Below are 308 nucleotides of genomic sequence, written 5' to 3'. Positions count from 1 at the left end.
AGGCAGGCATCGAGCCGTCAGTGGGCAGCAAAGGCGACTCCTATGACAACGCCCTGGCCGAGACGATCAACGGGCTCTACAAAGCTGAGTTGATCCATCGCCGTGCACCGTGGAAGACCAAGGAGGCGGTGGAGTTCGCAACGCTGGAATGGGTGTCCTGGTTCAACCACCAACGACTGCTCGAACCTATCGGCTACATCCCGCCTGCAGAGGCTGAGGCAAACTACTATCGGCAACTCGCCAGTCAGGCCGCCACGGCGGCGGTCTGACTTAAACCAACCGGCCTCCATGAAAGCCGGGGCGATTCA

At 60.4% G+C, this 308-nt stretch carries 1 protein-coding gene; it reads left to right on the top strand.

Annotated elements, in window-relative coordinates; all coding sequences use genetic code 11:
* On the top strand, positions 1 to 269 hold a 269-nt coding region (locus tag EJI01_RS28520; protein WP_148112397.1), incomplete at its 5' end, for an integrase core domain-containing protein.
* Positions 270 to 308 lie beyond the last annotated feature (39 nt).

Origin of the sequence: Variovorax sp. MHTC-1 (assembly GCF_003984645.1) — a bacterium.
GTDB lineage: Bacteria > Pseudomonadota > Gammaproteobacteria > Burkholderiales > Burkholderiaceae_C > Variovorax.
This window is presented reverse-complemented; position numbering and strand designations above follow the sequence as displayed.